At 51.6% G+C, this 18,521-nt stretch carries 13 protein-coding genes; all 13 read left to right on the forward strand.

The features are described from left to right. The first annotated feature begins 2 nt into the window (after positions 1 to 2). The 13 genes from KDC22_RS16025 (at position 3) to KDC22_RS16085 (ending at position 18,459) form a co-directional block, all read left to right on the forward strand. Positions 3 to 1,862: an ABC transporter ATP-binding protein gene (locus KDC22_RS16025; RefSeq protein ID WP_211723775.1), complete on the forward strand. Its 1,860-nt coding sequence runs from the start codon at positions 3 to 5 to the stop codon at positions 1,860 to 1,862. Beyond that, the gene (locus KDC22_RS16030; protein WP_211723776.1) at positions 1,856 to 3,607 is read left to right on the forward strand and encodes an ABC transporter ATP-binding protein; all 1,752 of its coding nucleotides are present in this window, start codon (positions 1,856 to 1,858) and stop codon (positions 3,605 to 3,607) included. Before KDC22_RS16025 ends, KDC22_RS16030 begins: the two co-directional genes overlap by 7 nt. Positions 3,608 to 3,699: 92 nt before the next feature. After that, positions 3,700 to 5,289, forward strand: a complete 1,590-nt coding sequence (locus KDC22_RS16035) for a peptide ABC transporter substrate-binding protein (RefSeq protein WP_211723777.1) — start codon at positions 3,700 to 3,702, stop codon at positions 5,287 to 5,289. A 152-nt stretch (positions 5,290 to 5,441) separates the two neighbouring features. Next, the gene (locus KDC22_RS16040; RefSeq protein WP_211723778.1) at positions 5,442 to 6,272 is read left to right on the forward strand and encodes an RCC1 domain-containing protein; all 831 of its coding nucleotides are present in this window, start codon (positions 5,442 to 5,444) and stop codon (positions 6,270 to 6,272) included. Positions 6,273 to 6,411: 139 nt separating this feature from the next. Continuing rightward, positions 6,412 to 9,072, forward strand: coding sequence for a sensor histidine kinase (locus tag KDC22_RS16045; protein ID WP_211723779.1), 2,661 nt, complete (start codon positions 6,412 to 6,414; stop codon positions 9,070 to 9,072). Further along, entirely contained in the window at positions 9,065 to 9,781 is a 717-nt protein-coding gene (locus tag KDC22_RS16050; RefSeq protein ID WP_173127303.1) for a response regulator, read from the forward strand. Before KDC22_RS16045 ends, KDC22_RS16050 begins: the two co-directional genes overlap by 8 nt. 227 nt (positions 9,782 to 10,008) lie before the next feature. Further along, positions 10,009 to 10,377: a hypothetical protein gene (locus KDC22_RS16055; protein ID WP_211723780.1), complete on the forward strand. Its 369-nt coding sequence runs from the start codon at positions 10,009 to 10,011 to the stop codon at positions 10,375 to 10,377. A gap of 188 nt (positions 10,378 to 10,565) precedes the next feature. Continuing rightward, a complete protein-coding gene (gene kdpF / locus KDC22_RS34060) occupies positions 10,566 to 10,643 on the forward strand; it encodes a K(+)-transporting ATPase subunit F (RefSeq protein WP_173127715.1) in 78 nt (25 codons plus the stop codon). 19 nt (positions 10,644 to 10,662) lie between these two features. Beyond that, positions 10,663 to 12,339, forward strand: a complete 1,677-nt coding sequence (kdpA, locus tag KDC22_RS16065) for a potassium-transporting ATPase subunit KdpA (RefSeq protein ID WP_281425103.1) — start codon at positions 10,663 to 10,665, stop codon at positions 12,337 to 12,339. 18 nt (positions 12,340 to 12,357) lie between these two features. Further along, the gene (kdpB, locus tag KDC22_RS16070; protein ID WP_211723781.1) at positions 12,358 to 14,391 is read left to right on the forward strand and encodes a potassium-transporting ATPase subunit KdpB; all 2,034 of its coding nucleotides are present in this window, start codon (positions 12,358 to 12,360) and stop codon (positions 14,389 to 14,391) included. A 16-nt stretch (positions 14,392 to 14,407) separates the two neighbouring features. Then, the gene (kdpC, locus tag KDC22_RS16075) at positions 14,408 to 15,037 is read left to right on the forward strand and encodes a potassium-transporting ATPase subunit KdpC (RefSeq protein WP_211723782.1); all 630 of its coding nucleotides are present in this window, start codon (positions 14,408 to 14,410) and stop codon (positions 15,035 to 15,037) included. Continuing rightward, positions 15,024 to 17,345: a universal stress protein gene (locus tag KDC22_RS16080; RefSeq protein ID WP_211723783.1), complete on the forward strand. Its 2,322-nt coding sequence runs from the start codon at positions 15,024 to 15,026 to the stop codon at positions 17,343 to 17,345. Before kdpC ends, KDC22_RS16080 begins: the two co-directional genes overlap by 14 nt. A gap of 166 nt (positions 17,346 to 17,511) precedes the next feature. After that, positions 17,512 to 18,459, forward strand: coding sequence for a ketopantoate reductase family protein (locus KDC22_RS16085; protein WP_211723784.1), 948 nt, complete (start codon positions 17,512 to 17,514; stop codon positions 18,457 to 18,459). Positions 18,460 to 18,521 lie beyond the last annotated feature (62 nt).

Consider the following 18,521-nt stretch of genomic DNA (forward strand, 5'->3'; position numbering starts at 1 on the left):
GTTTGTTTACAAAAGTAAAGTATATAATTCATTTGTTTACTTATTTGTGCACTTTCAAAAAACAAGGTGTGATGAAGCTGCAATTACTACGATATTGCCTGGACCCGATAAAAATCATGATAAAGTTTTGTAAAGCTCATGCCTTACTCAAAATAATTTTGTTAATAGTGTCAGCCATTTTGGCACCGTTAAGCTTGTTGCTAACCGAAGATCTAATCGACAGTGTATCTGAATTATACAAAGGCAATGCGGGTTACACCCACGTGAGTTTGAACCTGGTGCTGCTACTTATCACTATTTTGACAATCTCCCTTTGTACGTCGATGGAGGGTTACCTCAATATAAATTTTGATAGATTATTATTGAAAAACTGGACACCGGTCGTATTGAACAAGTATAAGCAGCTCAAATACAGTTGTTTCGAAGATCAAGAAACGCAGGATACTATATTTCAAATGAGCGACAATCCTAGTGAAAGTATCAAAAACAGTTTTCTTAATATCACGCAGATAGGCAGTTCTCTGCTTTCACTGGTACTACTAAATCTGGTATTTGCAAAGGTTTCTGTCTGGTTGTCAGTACTTTGTTTTTTATTCACGGTTCCCATGCTTTTTCTAAACTATAGAGCGATGACTATCCTCGACAGCCTTTTCTACAAACAATCTGCCGAAGACCGGAAGCTGGGATATTTGTTAGGGTTGTTGACTACTAAATCCTCCCTTTCTGAACTCAAATTATTTGGTGCGGTAGAATATATCGTTAATCAATGGGGAGGGATCAGAAGTAAAGTTTATAAAGAGAGGGTGGGCGCCAATGTAACATCTCAAAAACTTATCTTTATCAATACTTTATGTGTTATGGCTTGGACGGTGCTAGTTATTATTACGTTAGTAAATTATATGTACAACGGACTCATTACTTTAGGACTTTTTGTAGCTTTAATGGGCTCTCTCAATTCGATTATCAGTATATCGGAGCAGGTCTCCTGGGAATATTCCGAATACTCCCGAAATGTATTGAAGACAAAGTACTATAAGCGTTTTATGTCTTTGCCTGAAAGTGAAGAGAGCGCTGATCTTAAAAGAGAGAGGTGTTTCAATAGTCCTGAAATTTGTTTCAATGATGTCTACTTTTCATATCCCCAGTCTCAAAAACCGATTCTGCAAGGTGTGTCCCTGACGATAAGACCTAATGAGAGAATTGCAATTGTCGGTAAAAATGGTGCTGGAAAGTCTACGCTAATTAAGCTGTTGTGCGGGCTTTATCAACCTGATAGGGGGGAGATCACTATTAATGGTATAGCGCTTTCAAACTTGAGTCAGCATGAGATTTCTGCTCTTTTCAGCGTCGTCTTCCAGGATTTTATGAAATACAGTTTAACTGTACGGGAGAATATAGCCTTAGGGAATATTACAAAAATCCATAACGATGCAGCTATAGATAAGGCCTTGGGACAGGCTGAACCAATGGGATTCCTTAAGCTTACCGGGAAAGGACTGAATACGCCTTTAGGGAAGCTGGAGGAGGACGGCATAGACCTGTCTGGAGGCGAGTGGCAGCGGATTACTATAGCCAGAGCACTTTTCGCCGATTCTTCATTTATCATTCTAGACGAGCCAACAGCTTCTTTGGACCCGGTTGCAGAAAGTGAACTTTATCAATCTCTTTCTTTAGTTATACAAGAAAAAGGTTCGATTATGATCTCGCATCGCTTGGCAAGTGCCAAATTGGCAGACAAAATCTTTGTTATAGATGATGGGCGGATCTGTGAAGAGGGCAACCATGATGAGTTAATCGCCAAACAGGGAATATATGCTGAAATGTTCAGAGCTCAGGCGAAATGGTATGACATCATATGTTAAAGCAGCTGGCTAAAATATTTAGAATAGCAATGGACTCTTCGCCCGGATCGCTTTTGATTATTGTAATTAGTTCGGCTGCCGGTTTCTTATATCCCGCAGTCTCAACCAGAATTTTGTCATCAATCTTTCATGAATTTAGCAACACGGCTTTGTTTAATCTGCATAAAATCTATTTTTTCATGGTGCTATTTATAGCGATTTATATCCTGAAAACCATCCTTCAGAGTATCGCCGGGTTATTTGTGTCTATTGGGATTTACGAGAAACTGGGATATCAGCTTAATATTTATATAGGCGAAAAGTGTACGAAGCTTCCTTTTATAAGCATGGAAACACCTGAAATATTAAATAAGTTAAATAGAGCAAAAGATTGTGTAACGAGAGCGGTAATTCCGCAATTAATTATGATAACCATCAGCGTGTTCTCCAGTTTCATCTCGGTGCTTCTTGTAATCACTCTGTTAGCATCCTATAGCTTATGGTTTATTCCAATCTCCTTGCTTAGCGTGCTTCCTTATTTAATATCCAGAATTATCCGGGGTAAAGAATTCTACTATTTGAAATGGTTTCAGGCCCCCAAGCGGAGATCCCTGGATTATTTCTGGAGTCTGTTCAATAATAAGCAGGCTGTAAAAGAGATGCGGGTTAACGGCAGCGGCGATTACTTGGCTGAGAAGTGGACCTATTATCGTGATGCTGTGTTGAGTCAAGAGTGGGATTTCAGAAGGAAAGATAGTCTGACTTTACTAGTGTGCGATTTTCTAAGGACACTTGGATACTTGACCAGCATATTTTTTGCCTACAGACTTGTTATCCATCATGAGATAACGATCGGACTGTTTGGTGCGTGTATTGCTGCTTTTGCAATAGTGCAAGACCAGACAAGATCTTTCCTGGTGGAATTTGGCCGTTTTAAAGAACACTTGTTGTTCTCGAAAGACTATCTTGATTTCTTGGAATTGGAGGAAGAGGTTGAGGGCAGAGCGCAAATAAAAGGAGATTTTAATCAAATTACTATGGACAATGTTACTTTTCGATACCCGAATAGTACAGATTATGCTCTGAAAAATGTGAGCCTGCAAATACACAAAGGAGAAAAGCTGGCAATAGTCGGAAAAAACGGGAGCGGGAAAACCACCCTGGCAAAATTAATCTTGGGGATGTATTCATCCAGCAGCGGCAGCATTTATTACAATGGCACGGCTCTTAAGGATATCAATAAAACAAGTTATTATTCTCTCATTTCCTCTATATGGCAGGATTTTGTTACCTACAAACTTACCATCAGAGAGAATATTGCGATTAGTAAGACTCAAAAAATGGATAGCGATGAGGCTATTTTAAATGTTGTGAAAATGATGGGGATGGAGAAGCTTGTCAGAGAAAACGGATTGGATACCCCTATCGGAAGTGAATTTGGCGGGATTGAGTTATCAGGTGGAGACAACCAGCGGCTTGGACTGGCCAGAACGATGTTACGGGATAGTTCAATGGTTGTTCTGGACGAACCAACTTCTGCTATGGACCCAACCTTCGGATCGGAAGTGCTGGAGAAACTCCTGGAAATTTCAGAGAATAAAACATCCTTGGTTATTTCTCATAGACTGGGGCTATGCAGAGTGGTGGACAGGATTATCGTCATGAATAATGGTGAAATTGTGGGAATCGGGACGCATAAACAACTGCTTGAGAACAATGCTGAATACATAAAACTCTATACAGCTCAAGAACAGTGGTATCACTAGTTACGCGCGGGAACGGAAATAGAGTATTAAAAGTTCTGCCCCCCATGCTATTCTATTACTAATACATAATGGCTTACAAAGGGGAAACGTTGATGAAAAGGTTGCTTTATATCATTTTGACAGTAGGTTTAATGATGAGTGTAACGCTCACAGGAGGGGGAGGTACTTCATCTGCTGCCCAAGCAAATAAGATACTACGTATTGGTCTGGGAAGTCTTCCAGATCAGCTTGATCCGGCAGCAGCTGCGGACGACAGCACAGTGACGGTTGTCAAAGGGTTATTTGAAGGACTGGTCCGCTTGAATGCGGCGGGTCAGGCCGTTCCGGCAATTGCAAAATCATGGACCCTCTCGAAGGATGGCAGAACGTATACCTTTGCACTCCGCGGGGATGCGAAATGGAGCAACGGGCAGCAGTTGCTGGCCTCGGACTTCGAGTATGCCTGGAAGCGGGCGCTGGCTCCGGAAGCCAAGAATGTCTATGCTTTTAATATGTACATGATTAATAATGCGCAGAACTACAACGAGGGACTTCTGAAGGATACCTCCAAAATCGGCGTAAAGGCGTTGAATAACACCACACTCCAGGTCACATTAAAGGAGAAAACCTCCTATTTCATCCAGCTGCTCGCAGAGAGCATCTATCTGCCGGTGTACGCTAAGACCGCGAAGGCCAACAACCAATGGGCAACAGACATTAAGTCTATGGTAACCAATGGTCCCTTCAAGCTCAAGACATGGAAGAGTAATGAGATTTCTATAGTTAAAAATCCTGCTTATTATGCGGCCCAAGAAATTAAGCTGCCGGAGGTACGTCTGCTGCTGCCTGGGAATCCGACCGTCGCTTATATAAATAAGGAGGTTGACTGGACTGGAGGCGGCGGGGAGGAATCGGTGGATTATACATCTTTAGATAGCGCATCTTCCCGCGACCTGCATGAAGGACCGTATGCTTCCACCTATTTTTATCAATTCAATCTGACGAAGCCGCCGTTTGACAATCTGAAGATCCGCCAGGCATTGGCGATGGCGATTGACCGTGAAGCCTTGCGTTACGGCAATCCGGCATTTGGATTGGTGCCGCCAAGTATTCATGGGACCAAGTTGAATTTCCGCACAGAGATGTCGGACAAGATGTACTTTCATGAGGATGTGGCGGCGGCCAAGCAATTACTGAAGGAAGGCATGAGAGAAGCGGGACTCACCAAGTTCCCCAGCTTCACTATTATCGTGAATGAATATATCAACCATGACGTTATCGCAACTAAAGTGATTAAGGACTGGCAAAAGAACTTAGGCATTGAAGCAAGTGTAGAAATCCAAAGCTTCGAGGAACTGCTGGATAATCGTATACATCAGAACTACGCTATAGCAAGAGCGGGTTGGAGCGCTGATTTCAATGATCCGGCCTCGATGCTGGAGCTATTCAGTTCACAGAATGTCTCCAATGATACGGGGTGGAGCAATGCAGGGTATGACCGTTATATGCAGCAAGCCCGGCAGGCGGCCGACCCCGGCACACGTATGCAGATCTATGCCACGGCCGAACAGCTGCTCATGGATCAAATGGCGGTTATTCCACTGTTTTACAGTGTGACTGATTATTTGAGTCATCCTAATATCAAAAATGTATATGTTGACTATGACGGGTCTATAGCTTTCACAAGAGGGTCGTGGCGGTGAAGAGCGTATAGAATACAAGATCAGGAGGCCATGAGCGAATTGCTGCTCGTGGCTTCTTAGCGGTGTCTTGTTCCTAAAGGTTGTGTGCTGACTAACGTTCTGCAATACTATCTATACCATTATGACAACGAAAGCAAAGGAGCCGCTAAAATATGCAGACCGCTTCATTGACAGCCATCGCGGCAGGTTACAGGCATTCTGTGCTGCTCCTGCCGGATGGAACGGTAAAGGCAACAGGGGACAATAAATTCGGGCAATGTGAGGTCAGCGGCTGGAGGAATATTATTGCGGTTGCAGCAGGCAATGCACACACAGGGAATGCCCATACCGCGGGACTTCGAGCGGATGGAACGGTTGTGGCAGCCGGCTGGAACAAGCATGATCAATGTAATGTGGGAGATTGGCGCGATATCATTGCGGTTGCAGCAGGCTGGCGCCGTACTGTCGGGTTGAAGGCAGACGGAACAGTGGTTGCGGCGGGAAGAAACAACGAAGGTCAATGTGAGGTTAGCGGTTGGGCGGATATTGTTGCGGTTACCGCAGGAGACTGGCACACGGTTGGACTCAAGGCTGATGGTACGGCCATAGCTGCGGGGAACAACCGCTATGGCCAGCGGAATGTGAACGGATGGCAAGAGCTGACGATGATCGCGGCGGGTTATCTTCATACGGCCGGACTCAGAGCAGACGGCACAGTAGTAGCTACAGGGCTGAACAAGCGTGGACAAGGTGAAGTAGGCGGCTGGTGCAACATTAAGTCCATTGCGGCAGGCAGTCACCATACGATTGGCCTTGCACGGGACGGCACGGTTATGGCTGCGGGCTGGAATGATTACGGGCAATGTGAAGTAAGCAACTGGCAGAATATCGTTGCGGTCGCAGCGGGCTGCACCCATACGCTAGGTCTTCAAGCGGATGGCGTGGTAGTTGCGGCAGGGAGCAATGCATACGGGCAATGTGAGGTTAGTCTGCTGCACCTCTAATCTTAATGCAATCTTAATGCCACAGCAGAATCCGTAATACTATGCTGATTATGCACATGCTATACTGACGCTAGAGTGTATAATGGCTGGGAGAAATCCATGGAACAATGAGGTTCATAAGAGGAAAGGAAACCTTCGGATGACAGGGCAGATTACGGCAGAGAAACGGCGGGGCCGGCTGAAAATATTCTTCGGGTATGTACCGGGAGCAGGGAAGACCTGTGCCATGCTGGATGCCGCCCGTGCAGAGCAAAAGGAAGGGACTCAGGTAGTAGCCGGCTATATTGAGACCCATGACCGAGCAGAAACAGCAGATCGGCTTAGAGGATTGGAGCTTCTTCCGCCGCTGGCAATTTCTGTGGACGGGGCAATCGTCCGGGAATTTGACCTTGACCATGCGATCCGCAGGAGACCGGAACTGATTCTGCTGGATGAACTGGCCCACATCAACGCTCCGGGAGTACGCCACAAAAGGCGGTATCAGGATGTGGAGGAGCTGCTGCGGGCTGGAATTAATGTGTACACTACCATCAATATTGAGCATATTGAGAGTGTGACCGATGTGGTAGCCTCCATTACAGGGATTCCTGTACCCGAGCGTATTCCGGACAGTGTGTTCGATCGTGCAGATCAGGTTGAGTTCATTGATATCGCACCCGGAGACTTCATAGAACGTCTGCAAAAAGGGCGGATCTGTCCCGATGAGCAGCTGAGACAGAAATACGGGGAGATCTATCAACCGCAGAAGCTGATTGCCTTGCGGGAAATCGCCTTGCGTTATACGGCGGATCAGTTAAACCGGATTGCTCTGCAGTTCGGGGAGGGAGCAGGCGCGGCGGGCTTTTATACCAAGGAACATATCCTGGTCTGCCTGTCGTCGGCAATGTCCAGCAAGAAGGTCATCCGCACAGCGGCCCGAATGGCCGAAGCCCTGCATGGGGAGTTCACCGCACTCTATGTGGAGACCTCCCGGACGAAGGAATTGACGGTGAGGAACAAGTCGGAGCTGAGGGAAAACCTGAGACTGGCCGAACAGCTGGGGGCCCAGATTGCAACGGTGTATGGTGAGGATGTTCCGGGACATATCGCCGAATATGCCAAAACCAGCCGGGTCTCCAAGATCGTCCTGGGTCGTTCACAGCATAAAAGCCGCTTACCGACCGGCTCTAACTTCGTGGATAAGCTGACGGCGGCCGCTCCGAATATTGATATCTATATCATCCCGGACCATGGGACTGCCGCGCACCCGAGAATTCCGCTGTATGCCAGACCTCCGCTGCTGTCACTGGCTGATACCGCCAAAACGCTGGGCATTCTGCTGGTCTGCACGCTGATCGGCTTATGGTTCAAGGTTCTGGGCTTCAGCGAAGCGAACATCATCACCGTCTATATTCTGGGCGTTCTGCTGGACGCGATGGTTACGAAGGGACGGCTGTACAGCGCGGTGACTTCGATTTTGAGCGTGCTGGTGTTTAACTATTTTTTCACAGAGCCTTATTTCTCGCTGAAAGCTTATGATTCCGGTTATCCGGTGACGTTCGTCGTCATGCTTGCCGCCTCGTTCATCACCAGTACGCTGACGCTGCGGGTCAAGGAACAGGCGCGGGAATCGGCGCAAAAGGCTTACCGGACAGAGGTGCTGCTGGAGACCAGCCGGAAGCTGCAGCAGGCCAAAGACACCCCGGCCATTATCAACGAGACGGCACTGCAAATGCTGAAGCTGCTGGACCGGAGCATTATCATCTATGAGGTTGAGGGAGATGAACTCTCGGAGCCGCTCGTCTATCCCAAGGCTGGAAGTGCTGTGGAGGCGGAGAGGGATACGCTGGAAGCTGAACGCGAGGTTGCGGAATGGGTGCTGCGGAATAATAAACGTGCCGGAGCCTCTACCGATACGTTCTCGATGGCACGTTGTCTGTATCATGCGGTACGCAGCGGGGATACCGTATTTGCCGTGGCAGGAATCGTGATGGAGCAGGAAGAACCGCTGGAGGTATTTGAGAAAAGCCTGATGATCGCGATGCTTGGCGAATGCGCGCTGGCCCTGGAGAAAGACAAGCTGAGTGAGCAGCAAAAAGAAAGCACGCTGCAAATCCGTCAGGAGCAGCTGCGTGCCAATCTGCTGCGCGGCATTTCGCATGATCTGCGCACGCCGCTTACCAGCATCTCCGGCAATGCGGGAATTCTGATCGGCAACTCGATGGTCCTTAGTGAGGACCAGAAGCAGGAGCTGTACAGCGATATCTATGATGATTCGATGTGGCTGATTAATCTGGTGGAGAATTTGCTGTCCATTACCCGGATTGACAATGGTGCGCTTCATCTGAACTTCCAGGCGGAGCTGCTGGAGGAAGTCATTGCGGAAGCGCTGCTGCATGTGAACCGCAACAAGGAGGATCATGTGATCCGGGTCCTGCTCGAAGATGAGCTGCTGATGGCCCGAATGGATTCACGGCTGATCATTCAGGTGATCATCAACCTGGTAGATAATGCGATTAAATACACCGGTTCCGGGTCACATATCACATTGACCGCCAGACAAGAGGCGGGCTTCGTTGTGGTAGAAGTCGCTGATGACGGACCGGGAATATCCGCCGAGGCGAAGGCCAAGGTGTTCGAGATGTTCTATACGGCGGACAATGTCCGGGGAGACGGCAGGCGCGGGCTGGGTCTGGGACTTGCGCTCTGCAAATCTATTATCCATGCCCATGGCGGGCATTTTGAAGTACAAGATCATGCTCCGCAGGGGACGGTATTCCGCTTCACCCTGCTGGCAGAGGAGGTGAACGTCCATGAATAAACCAATGATTCTGGTCGTCGAAGATGATAAGCCTATCCGTAAGCTGATTACCACAACACTGGAGACCCAGGGCTATAAATACCATACGGCGGAGACGGGAGAGGCTTCCATCCTGGAGGCGGTATCCAGTCAGCCGGATCTGATGATTCTGGATCTTGGTCTGCCCGATATGGACGGCGTTGATATTATTAAGAAGGTCCGGGCCTGGTCCAACCTTCCGATCATCGTGGTCAGCGCCCGCAGTGAGGACCGGGACAAGATCGAAGCGCTGGATGCCGGGGCGGATGATTATCTGACCAAGCCCTTCAGCGTGGAGGAGCTGCTGGCCAGACTGCGGGTCAGCCTGCGGCGAATCCGGGGGGACAGCGAGAAGCTGATGAAGGATTCGTCTGTTTTTACCAACGGGAATCTGCGGATCGACTATTCGGCGGGCTGTGTCTGGCTGGGCCAGGATGAGATCCATTTGACACCCATTGAGTATAAGCTGCTGGGTCTGCTGGCGAAGAATGTGGGCAAAGTCCTGACCCATAATTATATCCTGCATGAAATCTGGGGCAGCCCTACGTATGACATTCCGGCGCTACGTGTATTCATGGCGACGCTCCGCAAGAAGATTGAGCGCAGCCCTTCACAGCCTAAGGTGATCCAGACGCATATCGGTGTCGGTTACCGGATGCTCCAGATCGGGGACGACAGCAGGGTGATTTGAACAAGCAAGCGGAATCCGAATAGCGGTGAAAAGATAAAGGATTCGTAACCATGCCTGAACGGGCATGGTTTTTTGCCGTTCCAGCTGACAGAGAGCAACGGGGGTTACAGCACGCTGGCGATTTTTTACGTAATCTTAATCCGCTGAAGCAAACCCTAATCCTGAACTAATGGCGGGAGTGGTACGCTAAGTCCTGAAGTGAAACACATTAGAGAGAAGGCATGGAGATGGATGTGTGGCTAAGAAATATCGGACTGATGACAGTGCTGACTGCGGTGCTTGTGCTGATCAAACGGAAATATGACCGGGTCTATCTGCTGCAGGGCTGCTCCTACGAGAATAGCCTGGTATACGCTGCTGCGGGTAAGTTTGCAGGGGGCGCAGAGGCCGGGGAGGTCAGGCAGATGCTTCTCACCAGCTTCGAGTTCGATCCGCAGGAGACAGAGCTAATTCTGGCCAGGGCGCTGCCGTACAGAATGGAGCCGGATGGAGGGTATGGCGCTTTTATCAAGGAGGTCAATCAGGTACTGGGTGAAGAGATTTACCGCTCTTCATTCAGTCTTAACGGGATCTTAATGCGCCGGAGGAAACCCTAACCCTGAACTTATGGCAGAAATGATACGCTAGACCGGAGTTACAAGAGAGAGATTACATTAGGGTGAGGAGTGGCAAAGACGATGATGGATGTGTATATGACAGTGGTTATGGCAGCTCTGTTCACTTTGTTCTACGCGTTTGCACAATGGTGTGGCCGTGTGGTGGATGAACAAGGGGGGAATGAGTGATGGCGGTTGTGCTTGCAGCGACTGCGCTGCTGTTTCTTTACCTGGTCTATGCTTTGATTCATCCCGAGAAATTTTAAATATTAAGGAGGGTCATCCGTGGGGATTGTACAAATGGCAGTAGTGATCTTAATACTCGTACTGCTGGTGAAGCCAGTGGGAACTTATCTATATCATGTCTTCTCGAATGAACCGAACCGGACAGACCGGATATTCGGCAGAGCGGAGAAGGGGATTTATCGTCTGATCGGGCTGAAGCAGCGGGGCGGGATGTCCTGGAAGAAGTATGCGGTCAGCTTCATTGTAACGAATATAACACTGGTCGTATTCAGCTATATTTTTCTGCGGTTACAGAAGGGGCTTCCGCTCAACCCGAACGGGATCGGCAACATGGAAGAGACGCTCACCTTCAATACGGTAATCAGCTTCATGACCAATACGAACCTCCAGCATTACAGCGGGGAGAGCGGGGTATCCTACTTCTCGCAGATGGCGGTAATGACGATGCTGATGTTCACCTCGGCCGCCAGCGGCTTCTCGGTTGCGGTTGCTTTTGTCAGAGGGATTACAGGACGCAGCACGGTGGGGAACTTCTTCGAAGACTTCGTCAAAGCGCATATTCGGATCTTCATTCCGCTCGCGCTGCTTGTAACAATGGCGCTTGTTGCGCTACATGTGCCGCAGACTCTGAAACCGACACTTGAGGTGACTACGCTAGAAGGCCAGACACAGCAGATTGCCATTGGCCCTGTGGCCTCCCTGGAGTCCATCAAGCATATCGGCACGAACGGCGGGGGCTTCTTCGGAGCCAATTCGTCCCATCCTTTTGAGAACCCTAGTCCGCTAAGCAATGTGCTGGAGATTCTCTCCATGTGGCTGCTGCCGGCATCTCTGCCGTATATGTACGGGAAGTTCGCCAAGAACAAACGTCAGGGCTGGATGATTTTTGGAGCGATGATGACATTGTTCGTGCTGCTGCTGGGATTGAATTATGCGGCTGAGCGTGCGGGTAATCCGGCGATTAACGCGATGGGCATTGATGCCTCACAAGGCAGTATGGAAGGAAAAGAAGTCCGGTTCGGCATTGCCCAGTCGGCGCTCTTCACAACTGTCACCACAGCGGCAACCACCGGCAGTGTGAACAATATGCATGACACGCTGACGCCGCTCGGCAGCATTACACCGCTAACCCTGATGATGCTGAACAATGTGTTCGGCGGCAAAGGTGTCGGACTGATCAATATGCTGATGTATGCGATACTCGGTGTTTTCCTCTGCGGGCTGATGGTCGGGAGAACGCCGGAATTCCTGGGACGCAAGATTGAAGCGAGGGAAATGAAGCTGATCGCCATCGCTATTCTGATCCATCCGCTGATTATTCTGGTGCCGACGGCGGCCGCTTTTCTGACGGATCTCGGTAAGGGCGGCATCACCAACCCCGGATTCCACGGGATGACCCAGGTGCTGTATGAATATGTATCCGCTGCTGCCAATAACGGCTCGGGCTTCGAAGGCTTGGCGGATAATACGTCCTTCTGGAATATAACGACGGGTATGGTTATGCTGCTGGGCCGGTATGTCTCGATGATTGCGATGCTGGCGGTCGCCGGTTCAATGCTGCGCAAGAAGCCGGTGCCGGAGACGATCGGAACGTTCCGCACGGATAACGGGCTGTTCACAGGCATTCTGATTGGTACGGTGCTGATCATTGGCGCACTGACCTTCCTGCCGGTAATTGTCCTCGGTCCGGTTGCAGAATATTTGACTCTACGGTAGGGAGAGGGAGAGAAGAGAATGAGTACTGTACAACGCAAAAAATTGCTGACCGGCCCCATCCTGTGGAGTGCCGCCAAGGACAGTCTGGTGAAGCTTAATCCGGTGACTCTTATGAAGAATCCGGTCATGTTCGTGGTTGAGGTGGGTACGGTCATCGTACTGCTTATGGTGCTGGCGCCGGGGTATTTCAACGCTGAGCATGCCATCGGGTTCAATATTGCCGTATTCTTCATTCTGCTGTTCACCGTGCTGTTCGCTAACTTCGCGGAAGCACTGGCTGAAGGCCGGGGCAAGGCCCAAGCCGATTCGCTGAAAAAAACAAAGCAGGACATCACCGCCCGCAAGCTGGTGGGTTCAGCTATCAAGGAGGTACCCGCCTCGGAGCTGCGTAAAGGCGATGTGGTGGTCGTGAGCCAGGGAGAATTCATCCCCGGCGACGGGGAAGTGATTGAAGGGCTGGCTTCTGTCGATGAATCGGCCATTACGGGGGAGTCGGCACCGGTCATTAAGGAGGCCGGGGGAGACTTCGGCTCCGTGACCGGCGGTACCCGTGTAGTCAGCGACCAGATCAAGGTGCGGATTACCAGTGATCCGGGAGAGTCCTTCCTGGACCGGATGATCTCACTGGTCGAAGGGGCCAAACGTCAAAAGACACCAAATGAAATTGCCCTGAACACCCTGCTGATCAGCCTGACGATTATCTTCCTCATTGTCGTGGTAACCCTGCGTCCCATCGCTGATTATATCGGCGTTAAGCTGGAGATTCCGGTCATGATCGCGCTGCTCGTCTGCTTGATTCCGACTACCATTGGCGGGCTGCTGTCAGCGATCGGGATTGCCGGGATGGACCGGGTGACGCAGTTCAATGTCCTGGCGATGTCCGGTAAAGCGGTGGAAGCGGCCGGGGATATCAACACGATGATTCTGGATAAAACCGGGACGATCACCTTCGGTAACCGGATGGCGAGTGAATTCGTCACGGTAGGCGAAGCGTCAGGAACAGAGCTTGCCGCCTGGGCGGCGGTCAGCTCGCTGAAGGATGAGACTCCGGAGGGGCGTTCCGTCCTGGAGCTGGCGAAGAAGCTGGAGCTCCGGTATGACAGCAGCCTTGCAGACGGCGGGGAGTTCATAGAGTTCAAGGCAGAGAGCCGCATGAGCGGTATGGATCTGCAGGATGGGCGGTCAGTGCGCAAGGGAGCTGTAGACTCCGTGAAGAAATGGGTGCTGGCGCAGGGCGGGGTTGTCCCCTCCGATCTGGATAACAACTCGGATGCCATTGCCCGATTAGGCGGCACTCCGCTTGCGGTTGCAGTAGACAGCCGGATCTATGGGCTGATCTATCTGAAGGATACCGTCAAGCCCGGGATGAAGGAGCGCTTCGACGAGCTGCGCAGCATGGGGATCAAGACGATCATGTGTACCGGGGATAACCCGCTGACCGCCGCCACGATTGCCCGGGAAGCCGGGGTCGATGATTTCATTGCCGAGAGTACGCCAGAGGACAAGATTGCGGTGATCCGCCGGGAGCAGAACGAAGGCAAGCTTGTAGCCATGACTGGCGACGGTACCAATGATGCCCCCGCCCTGGCTCAGGCCGATGTGGGGCTGGCGATGAACAGCGGGACAACCGCAGCCAAGGAAGCGGCCAACATGGTGGATCTGGATTCTGATCCGTCCAAAATTATAGAGGTGGTAGCGATCGGGAAGCAGCTGCTCATGACACGCGGAGCGCTGACTACCTTCAGCATCGCCAATGATATTGCCAAGTATTTCGCAATCATTCCGGCCATGTTCACACTGGCCATTCCCGAGATGGAAGCCCTGAATGTGATGGGACTGGGGTCCCCCAGCTCGGCGATTATCTCGGCGCTGATCTTCAACGCCATTATCATTCCGCTATTGATTCCGCTCGCCATGCGCGGGGTATCGTACAAGCCGATGAGCTCGACCCGGCTGCTGGCGCGCAATATTGTCATCTACGGGCTTGGCGGTGTGGTTGTTCCATTCGCAGGCATCAAGCTGATTGACCTGATTGTCAGGATCTGGATCTAGAGGAGGCATCATTATCATGGCACAATCCATTCATGAGACGAACGGAGAACAGGCATCGCCTTCACCAGTTGCCTACTTCTTCACTATTGTAAGATTAAGCATAGTATTCATTATTCTCTGCGGAATGATCTATCCGCTGGCGTCTACGGCGCTTGCCCAGGTGCTGATGCCTGCCCAGGCGAACGGAAGCCTGCTGAAGAATTCAGACGGGAAGGTTGTCGGTTCTGCGCTGATCGGGCAGAAATTCAGTGATCAGGCATGGTTCCAGAGCCGTGTATCCAGTATTGAATACAAGGCGGAAGCTTCGGGATCGAATAACTACGGGCCGTCGAATCCTGATATGCTGCAGCGTACTAAGGACTTCATTGCCCAGTGGAAGCTGGACAATCCCGGTATCCCTGCCAGCCAGCTGCCTGTTGATCTGGTTACGAACTCAGGCTCCGGCCTTGATCCGCATATTACACCGGCTGCGGCACTCGTACAGATTCCCAGAATCAGCCAGCTGACCGGTATTCCGGCAGACACCCTTCAGGCCCTGGTGACCAAGCAGACCGAAGGCCGTGATCTGGGACTCTTCGGGGAGAAACGGGTGAATGTGCTGAAGCTGAATCTGGCATTATCGGAACTCACCCGTGGCACCCTATAAACGCAAGTCCCCTGAGGAAATCTTATATTCCATCTATCAGCTCCAGCGGGGGCGGCTGAAGATCATCATCGGCTCGGTCAGCGGGTCAGGCAAAACCTATCACATGCTGGAGGAAGGCAAGCTGCTGAAGCAGCAGGGCATTGATGTGGTGATCAGTGCCGTATCCACTATGGGCCGGGCGGAAACCGTCCAGCAGCTTGGCGATCTGGAGCGGGTACCCAGCATTCACTGGTGGAAGGACGGCAAGGAAGAGAAGGATCTGCCGCTTGAGGCTCTGGTGGAACGTAACCCCGAGGTGCTGCTGGTGGATGGTCTGGCGCACCGCAATCGTGAAGAGGCCCGCTTCCAGACACGGCTGGAGGACATCCGGTATCTGATGGATCAGGGCATCAGTGTGATCACTACTATCAATGTCTATGAGCTGGCCGGTGTAGGTGAGCAAATCTATGAGATGACCGGCATCCGTGCGGAAGAGACGGTCCCGCTGAACACTTTGGAATCGGCTGACGAGGTGCGGCTGATTGACGTCTCTCCGGAGACGATCCTGAAGCGGCTGGAGGAGGGCGTGCTTGGTGAGGGGACTCATCCGGCACTGTCCCGCCGGGGCAATCTTGGCGTACTCCGTGAGCTGTCGCTGCGGCTGATGGCGGAGGGGGTCAATGATTCGCTGGAGAAGCACCGGGAGGCAGAGGGGCTGATCGGTCCCTCCGGCGCAACCGAGCGGATTCTGGTCTCGGCGCAGTATCATTGGAATGGTTCTCTGTATATAAGAAGGGGACAGCAGATCGCCAAGCGGCTGAACGGTGATCTGATTATCGTGACCTTCCTCTTGCGCGGCCGTCCGCTGACCAAGGATCAGCAGGTATTCAAACGCTCCATTCTCAAGCTGACAGAGCGGATTCATGCCCGGTTCGAAGAGCTGGAGGTGCTCCGCCTGCGGCTGCTGCCCTCCATGCTGGTGCGTTATGCCATTCAGAATAATGTCACCAGAATTGTGATGGGCCATTCGCAGAAAAGCCGCTGGCAGGAGAAGTGGCAAGGCTCCATCGCAAGCCGTGTCCTGCGGCGGACGCGGAATATAGATGTGTTCCTGATGGCAGACCGCGCGGAGCAGGACGGTGAACGTATTCTGCCGGTCCGGCCAGCCCCGAAGGAGACTGCGGAACCGTTCCACCGTCTAACCACCCAGGAGCTGGAGAAGAAGATCGAGCATATCCGCCGGGGAACCTTCAAGGTATATATCGGCTCAGCCCCCGGAGTTGGCAAAACGTACAAAATGCTTCAGGAAGGCAATCTGCTCCGCAGCAGGGGAATTGATGTGGTCATCGGGCTGCTGGAGACCCACGGCAGGGAGGAAACCAGGCAGCAGGTAGGCGGATTAACGCTGATCCCCAGAGCGCGGATTCCGTATCAGTCTACGGAGCTTACCGAGATGGATACCGAAGCAATCATCGCCCGGCATCCCGAAGTGGTGCTGGTGGATGAGCTTGCCCATACCAATGTTCCCGGAAGCATCACGAGGAAACGGTATGAGGATGTCATCCGGCTGCTGGAGAACGGAATCTCTGTCATAACCACCGTCAATGTGCAGCATCTGGAGAGCCTGAACGATGCAGTGGAGCAGTTAACCGGTGTGCGGGTCCGCGAGACGGTGCCGGATGCGATTCTGCGGATGGCGAGCGAGGTGGAGCTGATCGACGTTACGCCGCAGATGCTGCAGCAGCGGATGCGGGAAGGGAAGATCTACGCGCAGGAGAAAGTAAATCAGGCCCTGGAGTCCTTCTTCCGGATCGGCAATCTGATCGCGCTGCGGGAGCTGGCCCTGCGCGAGATTGCCGATGATGTGGATGAGCGCCTGGAGGCCTGGGAACGGGAGCCTGCCCTGCGCGGCCCTTGGAGCAGACGGGAAGTCATCTTCGTCTGCGTGGATACGGGCCCGCAGGCCGAGCGGCTCATCCGGCGCGGGTTTCGGATCGCCCACCGCCTCAAAGCCGAATGGCATGTGCATTACGTACGCTGCTCCCGCATACAGACACCAGAAGAACAGAAGCGGCTGGATACGCTGAGGCACCTGACGGAGCGGCTGGGCGGTGTAATGGACATCACCGAGGCGGGAAGCCGCAAGCATCTGCATAAGCATCTGCTCCAGCGGATGAATGACAGGCAGACTACACAGCTGATCATCGGACAGTCACGCAGGCATTGGGCGTATAGCCTGTTCTCGGCAAGCTTCGTCCATTATTTGCTGCGGCACGCCCGGCATATGGATATGCTGATCGTGGCGGTCCATACACAGATCACGGAATGACCAGTGCGGACCGGACCGGCCGGTAATAATGTACAATGACCCCCGGTTTGTTCAATAATTGACATCCACCCCGCCATTGGCAATTGTACTATTTCGTATCCCCTGCTAATCTAATGAACAGATGTTCATAAAAGGACAAATGTTTGAATTCGAGAGGGGATACGATATGCGTATATTAGTTATGGGTGCGGGGGTTCTGGGCAGTTATTTGGCGCATGTCCTGATACGGGGCGGGAATGATGTGACGGTGCTCGCCCGAACGAAGCGGGCGGCCCAATTGCAGCAGGATGGTCTTGTCATCCGGCATTATTTTCAGCGCAGAACGACGGTAGACCAAGTGAAGGTGGTCTCCGAGCTGCGGGCGGAGGATATCTATGATCTGATCTTTGTGGTGATGAAATACAATGACTTCCCGGCGGTGCTGCCGGCTCTGGCGGACAACGGGAGCGCGAATATTGTGCTGGTCGGCAATAATGGGGATACCCGCGGAATGCAGCAGTTCTTCAAGGACAACAGCCGGGTTCCCCAGAACATAGCCTTCGGTTTCCAGCTTAACGGGGGAATCCGTGAGGCGGATGGGCGTGTAATCTGTATACGGGCCGGCAGTCAAATGGTGCTGGGCAGTCTTGAGGGTGAGGTTCCGTTCAAGCCACTGCTCACCCGGGCCTTCCGGCAGACGAAGTATAAGCTGGATTATTCTGAGGATATCAATGCTTGGCTCCTGAGCCATATCGTTCCCATTGTAGCGATCAATTCGGTCAATTATCTTCATGATTTCGACTTGTCCCAGGCGGCCAAGGACAGTGCACGCTGGAAACAGGCGGTTGCCGCGATGGATGAAGGGTTCAGCGTTCTCGCCAAGCTGGGGATTCGAACCAATCCCGCCTCTCTTGTGAACGGGGTCAAGCGGCATCCGGCCTTAGTCTATCAGGGGTTGAAAATAGTGCACAGACTGCCCTTCATGAAGCTGATAGACGGCACTTTCGGTGAACTATCTGCGCTCTACCGGGCTTTTGAATCTGTACAGCAGCAAGCGGGGCTGCCCACCCCGGCCTGGGATGATCTCAAGCAGCAGGCCTTCAGGAAAGATGCCCTGGAGCAGGCTGAAGGCTGATTCTACCGCTAATGCAGGTGAACGGCTGACAATAGCTTCTTAACTGAACAGCTTATGAAGCT

The sequence above is a fragment of the Paenibacillus tritici genome (assembly GCF_018207515.1).
Taxonomy (GTDB): Bacteria; Bacillota; Bacilli; order Paenibacillales; family Paenibacillaceae; genus Paenibacillus_AQ; species Paenibacillus_AQ tritici.

Coding starts and splice junctions, on each gene's coding strand:
- kdpC (WP_211723782.1), top strand. CDS start 14,408: ATGGCACAATCCATTCATGAGACGAACGGAGAACAGGCATCGCCTTCA.
- KDC22_RS16030 (WP_211723776.1), top strand. CDS start 1,856: ATGTTAAAGCAGCTGGCTAAAATATTTAGAATAGCAATGGACTCTTCG.
- KDC22_RS16055 (WP_211723780.1), top strand. CDS start 10,009: ATGGATGTGTGGCTAAGAAATATCGGACTGATGACAGTGCTGACTGCG.
- KDC22_RS16035 (WP_211723777.1), top strand. CDS start 3,700: ATGAAAAGGTTGCTTTATATCATTTTGACAGTAGGTTTAATGATGAGT.
- KDC22_RS16045 (WP_211723779.1), top strand. CDS start 6,412: ATGACAGGGCAGATTACGGCAGAGAAACGGCGGGGCCGGCTGAAAATA.
- KDC22_RS16050 (WP_173127303.1), top strand. CDS start 9,065: ATGAATAAACCAATGATTCTGGTCGTCGAAGATGATAAGCCTATCCGT.
- KDC22_RS16040 (WP_211723778.1), top strand. CDS start 5,442: ATGCAGACCGCTTCATTGACAGCCATCGCGGCAGGTTACAGGCATTCT.
- KDC22_RS16085 (WP_211723784.1), top strand. CDS start 17,512: ATGCGTATATTAGTTATGGGTGCGGGGGTTCTGGGCAGTTATTTGGCG.
- kdpF (WP_173127715.1), top strand. CDS start 10,566: ATGGCGGTTGTGCTTGCAGCGACTGCGCTGCTGTTTCTTTACCTGGTC.
- kdpB (WP_211723781.1), top strand. CDS start 12,358: ATGAGTACTGTACAACGCAAAAAATTGCTGACCGGCCCCATCCTGTGG.